The 10,637-nt window shown below is 37.9% G+C and carries 10 protein-coding genes; 7 read left to right on the top strand and 3 right to left on the bottom strand.

The window, feature by feature from the left end:
* The first annotated feature begins 91 nt into the window (after positions 1-91).
* Positions 92-1,177 carry a 3-coathanger stack domain-containing protein gene (locus AC0L6O_RS05880; protein ID WP_473307031.1) on the top strand — a complete coding sequence of 362 codons (1,086 nt, stop codon included), beginning with the start codon at positions 92-94 and terminating at the stop codon, positions 1,175-1,177.
* Between the two features lie 56 nt (positions 1,178-1,233).
* Positions 1,234-3,585: a 3-coathanger stack domain-containing protein gene (locus AC0L6O_RS05875; protein ID WP_473307030.1), complete on the top strand. Its 2,352-nt coding sequence runs from the start codon at positions 1,234-1,236 to the stop codon at positions 3,583-3,585.
* An 84-nt stretch (positions 3,586-3,669) separates the two neighbouring features.
* Here AC0L6O_RS05875 and AC0L6O_RS05870 read toward each other — a convergent pair whose 3' ends face one another.
* Positions 3,670-4,302: a hypothetical protein gene (locus tag AC0L6O_RS05870; protein ID WP_473307029.1), complete on the bottom strand. Its 633-nt coding sequence runs from the start codon at positions 4,300-4,302 to the stop codon at positions 3,670-3,672.
* Between the two features lie 19 nt (positions 4,303-4,321).
* Positions 4,322-5,332: a hypothetical protein gene (locus tag AC0L6O_RS05865; RefSeq protein ID WP_473307028.1), complete on the bottom strand. Its 1,011-nt coding sequence runs from the start codon at positions 5,330-5,332 to the stop codon at positions 4,322-4,324.
* 104 nt (positions 5,333-5,436) lie between these two features.
* Between AC0L6O_RS05865 and AC0L6O_RS05860 the strand changes: the two genes are divergently transcribed.
* On the top strand, positions 5,437-6,420 hold the full coding sequence (locus AC0L6O_RS05860) for a polysaccharide deacetylase family protein (RefSeq protein WP_473307027.1): 984 nt from the start codon (positions 5,437-5,439) through the stop codon (positions 6,418-6,420).
* 27 nt (positions 6,421-6,447) lie between these two features.
* Here AC0L6O_RS05860 and AC0L6O_RS05855 read toward each other — a convergent pair whose 3' ends face one another.
* The gene (locus AC0L6O_RS05855; protein WP_473307025.1) at positions 6,448-7,083 is read right to left on the bottom strand and encodes a DUF4230 domain-containing protein; all 636 of its coding nucleotides are present in this window, start codon (positions 7,081-7,083) and stop codon (positions 6,448-6,450) included.
* A 65-nt stretch (positions 7,084-7,148) separates the two neighbouring features.
* On the opposite strand from AC0L6O_RS05855, the gene miaA reads away from it, so the two are divergent.
* The 4 genes from miaA to AC0L6O_RS05835 all read left to right on the top strand — a co-directional run bounded on the left by miaA (position 7,149) and on the right by AC0L6O_RS05835 (position 10,618).
* Entirely contained in the window at positions 7,149-8,057 is a 909-nt protein-coding gene (gene miaA / locus AC0L6O_RS05850) for a tRNA (adenosine(37)-N6)-dimethylallyltransferase MiaA (protein ID WP_473307024.1), read from the top strand.
* A gap of 86 nt (positions 8,058-8,143) precedes the next feature.
* Positions 8,144-8,761, top strand: coding sequence for a YceI family protein (locus AC0L6O_RS05845; protein ID WP_473307023.1), 618 nt, complete (start codon positions 8,144-8,146; stop codon positions 8,759-8,761).
* Positions 8,762-8,868: 107 nt separating this feature from the next.
* Entirely contained in the window at positions 8,869-9,555 is a 687-nt protein-coding gene (cmk, locus tag AC0L6O_RS05840; protein ID WP_473307021.1) for a (d)CMP kinase, read from the top strand.
* A gap of 1 nt (position 9,556) precedes the next feature.
* On the top strand, positions 9,557-10,618 hold the full coding sequence (locus AC0L6O_RS05835; protein ID WP_473307019.1) for an NAD(P)/FAD-dependent oxidoreductase: 1,062 nt from the start codon (positions 9,557-9,559) through the stop codon (positions 10,616-10,618).
* Positions 10,619-10,637: the final 19 nt, after the last annotated feature.

Below are 10,637 nucleotides of genomic sequence, written 5' to 3'. Positions count from 1 at the left end.
TTCTAATAGCTCAGAAATTGATTTCAAAAAAATGCACGGTCTATGTTTACTTTCTTCTGTGAGCAGGCACTAAGTCATAAAACTTATAGCCATGAAAAAGCTCATCACCATATTTTTAATATGTTTTAGCCAAAGTGTTTTTAGCCAAGAGTGCTACATAGCAGACTGGGAAGCTCTGAAAAGCCTCTACCTTAGTACCAATGGTGATAACTGGACAGACACTACTGGCTGGAGCAATATCAAAAATGGTATAGGCCCCACGGTAGACTGTCCAGCATCAGATCTTTATGGTGTTGTTTTAATCGAGTCTGATTTCTTTGAGATTGAAGGTAGGGGGACTGTAAGTATACAGTCGGTTTATGAAATCAATCTACCAAACAACAACTTGACAGGCACCCTAGACGCCAGCATTGGCAATATTCCAACCTTGCACTACCTAAGGCTAAATCAGAATAACCTAACTGGAAGTATTCCAGCAGAAATGGGCGACCTAGAGTTCCTTGTTGACCTTAACCTAAGCCACAATGCCTTTTCTGGGACATTACCTTCAGAAATGAATCAATTATCAGTTAGAAAACTTCATCTCTCTCATAATCAATTCACCGGAAACCCCTTTAATAACTTACCAAAGCTTTATTCACTTACAGAAATACTTTTAGATAATAACCTTTTTGAAGGAGATATTATTGGTCTTTATGAGGCAGAATCAGAGTTCGAATTAGTCAATCTATCTCACAATAATTTTTATGGTATTTTACCTATTAGCTTGGCAAACTCAAATAACATAATTGACTTAGATTTTAGCTATACAAACATATCTGGCTGCCTGCCAAACACCTTTTACAAGTATTGCACTGTTTTCAATCCAATTTCGCATTCTAAAATAACCGACAATAATGACATAATTACCAACTGGTCAGACTTCTGTTTGAATCAAAAAGGACTTTGCAAAGGCTGTAGCGGAGACATTATACTTAGTAGCTCTAAAGACGACTTTGATAGAGGTAAAGGCACATTTTTTACGTCAATAGAAGAAAATATAACCGCCTCAAATGAATTAACTGGTGATGTCAATATGACTTATGACGCAGGCTTTGTCATTTTAGAACCAGGCTTTAAGGCAGATACAGGAACCGTTTTTGTTGCAAAGACTGGTGGTTGCGGAATTACCAACTAAAATATTGCCACGGGTGTTAACCTTTAGGAGCTTTTATGAACTAATGATAAAAGTTCATGAAAAAGATACTCTCCTGCCTACTATTAAGCCTGATTATTCATAAGGCTACCGCCCAAAGTGTTTACTATGTTGATTCACAAAAACCTGACAATGTTCTATCCGGACTGAGCTGGTCAAATGCTTTTAAAGACTTGCAGTATGCCATAGACCTAGCCACGGTCAATGATGAAATATGGGTAAAAGCTGGCACTTATTTACCTACAGAAACGCCATCGCCAGCAGACCCAGGACTAAAAGAAAAGACCTTTCACTTCAGTCATGATGTCAAAGTATTTGGAGGTTTTAATGGCACGGAAACCGAAAGGAACCAAAGAAATTGGCATTCGAATTTGAGCATTTTAAGTGGTGACATTTTACAGAATGACTCCATTGTAGGCATAGCAGAAAACGTAACATTTTATCATTCTGGAGATAATGTTTACCATGTTATCACTACGGCAAATTTATCAAACGCTGCCATAATAGATGGGTTTGTCATAACATCAGGGCATGCCAAAGGCGAGAATGACTTCACTTTTGAAACCTATACATATAATCATAATACCGGAGCTGGTTTAACTAACTACTCCTCCTCCCCTACTATAAATAACTGCGTTTTTGAGCATAATAGAGCCACTTACGGTGGAGCCATTTATAATACTGAAGAAAGTCACAGCGAGTATGACAGCTGTACTTTTCAGCACAATTACGCCTATGATTTCAGCTCTGCAGAGCAAAGTACTTCTGAATCCAACACGGATTCAGATGCCGACGTGGGAGCCAGTGCTTTAGCCTATGGTGGTGCATTCTATAATAATCGTGACGCTGCACCTCACCTAGAAAACAGCATTTTCAGGTATAATTATGCGGTTACTAAAGCCACTACCTCTTCATACGCTCTAAGCGATATTAACTTAGGAAGTTCGGCACAAGATATTGAAGCGACAGCTTACTCAGAAGCCAGTTCCAATAGCAAAGGAGGTGCATTTTATAATTATTTTGGAAGCTCACCTGTATTTGAAAATGTCACGTTTGAGTTTAATCAAGCTATTTCCAAAACCAATACCCGAGTGGAAGCTGTAGTTCAGGCACATTCTCTGGCAGATGGCGAAAGTAGTGCTTATGATGAGGCCTATGCTACCTCTTTTGGTGGGGCTGTATTTTCAAGAATTGGAGGAAATCCTGTATTTAATAAATGCCTCTTCTCTGAAAATAGTGCTATTTGTGAATTGAACAGTGAAACTATTGCCACCGCTCCTTTGCATGCCAACTCAACTTCGCAACCTTATAGTGAATCTGAAGGAGAGGCTGAAGCATTTGGTGGAGCTTGTTACTTTGAATCAAGTTCCGTTCCTCAAATTACCAATTCTATCTTTTATAAAAACTTAGCAAAAGCAAACACCGATTCGGATGCTCAATCTAGTGGTGCCGGTGACTATAATACAGCTAGTACAGAAGCCAATGCAGATGCCTACGGTGGAGCCATTTTCATCAACAGCACAAGCCTAGAATATGCTATACTTAGAAATGTTCTTTTTAGTAATAACACTACCGATACAGATGCAAGGGCTCACTCAAATGGCAAGCTAAGTATTTTTGAAGATGCCGATGCCATCAGTAAAGGTGGAGCTCTATGGTCTTATAATGCGAGAACCGACCTATCAAATGTAACACTAGTGAATAACGAATGTTTGGCAAACAGCGTGGCAGATATAAACAGCTCAGATTTCACAGCAGACTTAGAAATTGCGACTGGTGGTGGCATTACCATTGGTGGTGGGTCTAGCAAAACAAATGTGCTTAATAGCATTATTTGGGGTAACCTGGGAGACACTTTACCAAATATTGAGCTTACGGGAGATAAAATTGATAAAATGGCTTATTCCATCATGCAAGGTTCTGGTGGAAGTACCGCTTGGAACTTTGACCAAGCTATTGACGGTGGACATAACCTAGATACTATTCCAAATTTCAAAAACATGGCTAATCCAAGAGGTTTCGATGGTCTGTTTTTCACGGCAGATGATGGACTAGGCTTAAGCTTCGGTAGTCCTGCCATTGACAAAGGTGATAGTAGTACAATAAGCTATAGTACAGACATTTTAGGAACAGCCCATTTTGGTAAAACCGATATAGGAGCTTATGAATTTTTCTGCGAAGCTCCCGCAACTTTAGACATTACACAAGATATCAATGGGGTCGATACTAGCCATGAAGCCATAGAATTTATTACTGCCACTAACTCCCTAAACCCCGCAGCTAACATTAACTATAATGCTGGTAAATCAATCATACTAAACCCTGGTTTTGAAGTTAATAATGGTGTTGTATTTGAAGCTAAAATAGAAAACCCATGCGGTTCAAATTAAACTTCCAGCAATTAAGCAAACACAAAAAGAGCTTGGCAAAATGGCCAAGCTCTTTTCTTCTGAAATACTGAGAGTTATTTATAATTATAACATAGCTGCTACTTTACCAGCCATGGCCTTTGCTTTTTCTAATGCTTCGGCTTTATCACCTCCACAATAGGTGTTCACAAAGAAAACTTCAGTTCCTTCTAAAACGGTCAATTGTGATGTTTTGACACTCCACATAGCCTTATCTCCTACTCCATCTACTTCAGAAAATGTTTGACCTTTCACGCTTACACCATCTTTTAAGACTCCGCTTAAGTCCGTATCTATTCCCATTTCTTTTGCCTTCTCTTGAATGGCTTCATTACTAATTTTCATACCGCCAGTCATTCTAGAGATAATCAAATCAAAGCCCTTAGCTGCTTCTTCTTCAGAGGTAGCATTTAGGGTACTAAAATTCATACTTACGGAGTAATGGTTAGATGCTGGGTCTACAGTAGGGTCCTTTTTCCAATCCAAACTACATATCCCATAACTCTCATGTCTTCTGATTTGATTTGATTCATCAAGGCCATACACTTCCCGCACATCATCATCTGTCAGGTAATCACATACTTCACCTTTGGCTTTTACTTGTTCTTCTATGTTTTCTTTCAGAGTTTCGCTGTTGCTTTCAGACTGACATGCGGCTAAAGCAAATATGCTTAGGGTACTTAGGATTAATTTTCTCATTGGTATTCTTTGTTTAATTTTAGTTATTCTGATTTTGAGCATCGCTCATGATTTTACTTATGTCCATCATGTTTTCGTAACCTGTGGTGTTAAAAGTAAAATCATCCTTTGCCTTAATTTCTTTAATTCTAAGCTGGGTTTCTGCTCCTTTTTTGTCCTTACTATCCATTCCTAAAACGGCCCTTCCTTCCCTAACTAACTTGTTCATTTCAGCATTTCCTGCATAAGGATTAGCTTTTGCATTCTTGTCGTTTCGCATCATTTTTTGAAAGGTTTTATAATATGCCGCTACCTCAGGTACTGCTTTATCGCTAATCCATGTTTTACTCACCGTACCCTTCTCATCCGTCATGATATAGGCGTGTGTGTTTCTGCCTGCTATGGTGAGCGTCTCGTTTGTCTTCACAAAACTTCCATGTTCGTTTCCTTCGTTAACCAGTTGTTGTATATCTTCTTGGGTTTCTTTTCCCAGCGAAACACCTATCATGCTTTTTTTGCCATTCATATTCATGAAAGAGTACATGCCGTTATTTTTGGTATCCATCACCATAAAGTCAATAGCCTGAGCTTCTTTATTTAGGTTTTTACTACTTGACATTGAAAGCACTTTTGAACCTACATGCTCCCCATTTTTATCAAAAAAATACTTAGTAGTCATCTCTGTGGTCTCTTTTTTCTCTGACACTTTAATTTCCATCACATAGGAAGACTGAAAAGTATAAGTTGAAAGTGGTGTTGGGGCATTGCCCAATCCTCCAAAAAGCCCTCCCAATAAATCAGCAGTTTGAGCCTCCGCTGGTTCTGGTTTCTTTTCCTTTTTAGCTATAGGTTGGTCCACTTTTCTAAAGACTCCGTCCAAAACTTTATCTACCCCAGAATCTACTTTATCATTTACTTTTTGTTCGGTTCTGTTATTTACTCGCTCTTTTGCTCTTTTCAAAAGGCGTTCTGCACTGAATATTTGAGAATAACCAACCGTCGAAGCACTTAAAATGGTTAAAATCAATACACTTATAATTTTATTTTTCATGATTGCTTATCTTTAATGGTACTTTTAACTGTTTGTTCAGTAATCATTATAAAAGTTAACATCCGTCTAATTATTTTTATCAAAAAACTTTATCAGCCATTAAAATGAAATACCTTATAACCCTCTTTTTCTTAGTCAATACCATATATGCTCAGTGCCAAGAAACCTATGCGGAAAAACTAGGCTACCCAAAAGGCAGCAAAGTATTAATCTTACATATTGACGATGTAGGCATGAGTTACGACTCTAACCTTGGAACCATAAAAGCTATGGAAGAGGGAGTAGCGAACTCCTTAAGCATGATGATGCCCTGCCCTTGGATTCCTGGTTTCTTTAAATATTTAGATAAAAATCCTAACACGGATGCAGGATTACACCTAACCCTCACCTCTGAATTTGGCGATTATAGATGGGGACCTTTGGCAGGCAAACCAGCCGTGCCAGGACTAGTAGACAAACAAGGAGCCATATGGCCTTCTGTAATGGCTACCGCTACACATGCTAGCCCAGACGAAATAGAAACAGAGATAAGGGCTCAGCTAGAAAGGAGCCGCACCATGGGATGGGAACCTACTCACTTAGACTCTCACATGGGGACGCTTTTTGCCACAAAAGGTTTCCTAGAAAGGTACCTAAAAGTTGGAATGGAAGAAGGTATTCCAGTCATGTTCCCAGGAGGACATAACACCATGATATCTAAAACAGCTGCTTCTGCTGGTCTTACTCAGGAAGTGACAAATGCCATAGGAAAACAATTATGGGATGCCAATTTACCTGTTCTAGATGATCTTCATAACATATCTTACGGCTGGAAAGGCGACGAAAAGATGAGCGACACTGAACTGCAAGCGTATAAAACAAAGCGATATATCAAGACCATAAAAAGCCTAAAACCTGGCCTTACCATGGTTATCATGCACTGTACTTGGACTACTGAGGTTTTTCCAGAAATATCAGGTTCTGGCCCTACTAGAAAAGGAGACATGCTAGCTATGATGGATCCTGCTTTTAAAGAGTATTTGGAAGATAATAACATTATTCTCACCACATGGAGAGAAATCAAAAAACGAAGAGAAGCTTTAAATTAAGATTTGCAGAAAACACTAAAGCATAAATCAAACCTTAAGATAACCCTTAATGGTTTCTTTTATGCTTTTAAATTTGGTAGGTTTTTCTTCATGAATATCTAGTTCCCAATCCATAGAATTGGCAAGCTGCTTAATGATTACGCTAATCTGTTTATTGGCAGAAGATGGCAAATCACTTTCTAAAGCTTTCTCTTTCATGAGGTCTTTAGCTTCACCAATAATTTTGGTGTAGTCTTCTGGTTTAAACCTACTCATTAAGCCCTGGTTTATATCGTAAAATTTGTATTGAGGGTCAATGGAAAGCACCTCAGCTTTAGGGAAATTTTCAATCACAATCTTCTTTTTACCTTCTTCCAGTCGCCAAGTCATTTTTGAAAAATCAAAGCCAATAGAAACTTTGGCTTTGGCCACTATCAAAGCCTTTTTATGGGTTTCAAACAAGCCCCAAAAGTCTTTCTTATGGCTATGATCATAAATTTCGGAGAAGTAGCCTTCGGCCAATATCACCTTAAAAACTTTCTCAATACGTTCCAAAAGTATAGTTGACTCTGTTTCTAACAGTTCTTTTTTCTTGCGTTTGCTTACGCTGTAACGCCACACAAAAATTTGCCATGCTGCTATGGCACCTATCGCCAGAGCTAATATAAAAAGTAAGGACTCCATGTTATAATATAAAATTTAAAAATGCATTTAGCTATTTTTGTGACGGTAATTTACACCTTTGGTCATTGAAAAAACAGAAATATTTAGTTTTGATAGTTGGTCCTACTGCTGTAGGAAAGACAGATTTATGTTTGGCCTTGGCCAAAAAACTGGATGCAGAAATATTCTCTTGTGACTCCAGACAGTTCTATAAAGAAATAAGTATTGGCACCGCTAAACCAACAGCTGAAGAGCTTGCACAGGTTCCACATCATTTCATTAACAACCTCCATATTGACCAAAACTACACCGTTGCTGATTTTGAAAAAGGAGTTTTAAATAGTTTAGAAATTTACTTTCAAAACAAAGACATCGCCATCATGACAGGTGGTTCAGGTTTGTTTGCAAAAGCCATAACCCACGGTTTTGACAACATTCCGGAAGTGCCTTCCAGCTTCCGGGAGGCATTAAAACAAAGATTAGAAACCGAGGGTTTAGATGATTTAGTAACAGAATTAGAAACATTAGACCCAGAATACTGCACCGAAGCCGACCTTTCAAATGCCCAAAGAGTCATCAGAGCCTTAGAAGTTTCGCAGTTTACTGGCAAACCATTCTCTTCTTGGCAAATTCAGCAAAAACAAATCAGACCTTTCGAAATCATAAAAGTGGCTTTAGAACGCCCAAGAGAAGAACTTTATCAAAGAATAAACCATCGAGTAGACCTTATGCTTGCTGCAGGACTCATTGACGAAGTTAAAAGTGTAAGCCAATACAGAGACCAAAATGCCCTCCAAACTGTAGGCTATAAAGAAGCCTTTAGCTTTCTAGATGGTGATATTGACCAAAACACTATGGTAGAGTTAATCAAAAGAAACTCACGCCGTTATGCCAAAAGACAGATGACCTGGTTTAGAAATCAAGACACTTTCAAATGGTTTAGTCCCACTGACTTTGGAAATATCTTTACATATATCTCAAACGAAATAAAATAAATCCTTCAAACAATAAACTTTTTTGACTTTAAGTTGTTTATGCAATTGTATGTAAGAACATACAAAAAACATTAAATATTAAAAATATGAAACAAATTACTCTTTTAGGCCTTGCATTTATGGCCGCTCTTTCTTTCCAATCATGTACTTCTTCTGAAACAACTGAAACTGAAGAAGCAGAATCAGCAATGCTTGAAGATGGAACAGTTAATTTAGACCTTGCCGCTAGTTCTGTAGAGTGGAAAGGTGTTATGCTTGGTGTTAAAGAGCATACTGGTAATGTAACAATTACTGAAGGTTCTGTAGATATTACAGGTGGAGCCGTTTCAGGTGGAAAATTTGTAGTTGACTTAACTTCAATTGTTCCTACTGACACTACGTATGACGAAAACAGCACAAAAGAAAAATTAGTAGGTCATTTATCTTCTCCAGACTTTTTCAATGTTGAAGAATTCCCAACTGCTACTTTTGAAATCACTGGTTCTACTGGAACTACTGTTACTGGTAATCTTACTGTAAGAGGTATTACTAACGAAGAAACTGTAGAAGACGTAGCAATAGTAACGGTAGGAGATGTAACTAACATCACTGGTAACCTTACTTTTGACCGTAAGAAATACGATGTTTCTTTTGACGTTCCTGTGAAAGAAATGGTTCTTTCTAACGACGTTCAATTAAGCATTAACCTAGTAGCTGCTCAATAAGCTTCGCTAGCTCTTATTTTTAACAAAAACCACTTCCAAACGGAGGTGGTTTTTGTTTTATTAGGCTCTTAAATAGTATCCACTTATTTTTGAACAAATAAATCTGAATGGAGAAAATCATCATAGCCATAGACGGCTATTCTAGCTGCGGAAAATCAACTACTGCCAAAGGTGTGGCTGCTAATTTAGGTTATGCCTATATTGACACAGGTGCCATGTATAGGGCTGTTACGCTTTATTTTCATGAAAAGCACATTTCACTGACCGACCAAAGCGATATAAACAAAGCTTTAAGCGAAATCAATATAGAATTTAGGAGAAATAAGTTTGGTGAAAACCAAGTACACCTGAACGGTCTTAACGTAGAAAATGAAATAAGAAAGCTTTATGTGGCCAATAAAGTTAGTGATGTAAGTGCCATAGCCGAAGTACGTGTAGCCTTGGTAGACCAACAAAGGAAAATGGGTCAAAAAAGAGGTGTAGTTATGGACGGAAGAGATATAGCCTCGGTAGTTTTCCCAGATGCCGAACTTAAAGTTTTTATGACTGCAGACCCTATCATTAGAGCTCAAAGGCGTCAGATAGAGCTCATGGCAAAAGGTGAAATGATAAGTTTTGAAGAAATCATTGCCAATATTGAAAAAAGAGACAAAATAGACACTACGCGAAAAGAAAGCCCTCTAATTCAGGTAGAAGATGCCCAAATAGTGGACACGTCTCACATGACACTCGACGAACAAATAGAGATGGTATGCATTATGGCCGAACTAACCATGTCAAAGCGAAAAGCCTAATATGGAAGCTGATTATCTAATTGTAGGTCAAGGATTAGCAGGAACGTGCATAGCACATCAACTTCTTCAAAGAGGTAAAAGCATAAAAATTATTCAAAATCAAGAGCTACCTAGTAGTTCAAAAGTGGCTGGAGGCATGTTTAATCCAGTTACGGGAAAGCGGTTGGCTAGAACCTGGAAACAGCAAGAAACCTTTTCTTATCTTAATACTTTCTATCAAGACTTAGAAGTTTCCCTAAATACCAAACTACTTCATAAAATACCATTATTTAGGCCTTACAAAAACGAAAATCAGAAGTCTCAATTTCTTCGGGCAATTGAAACTAAAGGCCTTTCAGACCTTCTTGAAAACAAAGAAACTAAAGAGGAATTAAAAGACATAATTCAAGCTCCACTTGGAGGTATTTTAACCTCAGAAAGCGGCAGACTTGATGTACCATTATTTATAGAAAAATCTGCTCAATATTTCCATAAAAAAGGAATCTTAGAACAAGGTAATTTTGATTACGAAAGTTTAGACATAGCTAAAGAAACAGCTGAATACAAATTAGTTAAATATTCAAAAATTATTTTTTGTGAAGGTTTTCATGTCAAAAACAACACCTTATTTAACTGGCTTCCTTTTAACCCTGTCAAAGGAGAAACTTTGGATGTAACATTACCAAAAAACATCAACATAAAAGAGATCATAAACCAAGGGGCTTGGCTGATGCCTATGGGTGGAAACAAATACAAAATGGGCTCCACCTATGACTGGGATAACCTAGACTTTGAAACTACTCAAAAAGCAAAAGAGGATATCTTAGAAAAGTCTAAAAACTTCCTAAGTCCAGTGCCTACAATATTTGCTCAGTCTGCCGGTATTAGACCTGCCGTAGATGACCGAAGGCCTATACTCGGAGCACACCCAAAATACCCCAACATTGTCATATTTAATGGCTTGGGTACCAAAGGTGTTTCCTTAGCCCCATACCTTTCAAAACAATTGGCAGAACACCTTACAGAAGGAAAAGAAATTGACGCTGAATCAACTATTGAGCGGTTTTATACGTTATATTCGTAAGCATTATTTTTAAGTCTTT

The sequence above is a fragment of the Arcticibacterium sp. GJ41-1 genome, assembly GCF_055808875.1.
This window is presented reverse-complemented; position numbering and strand designations above follow the sequence as displayed.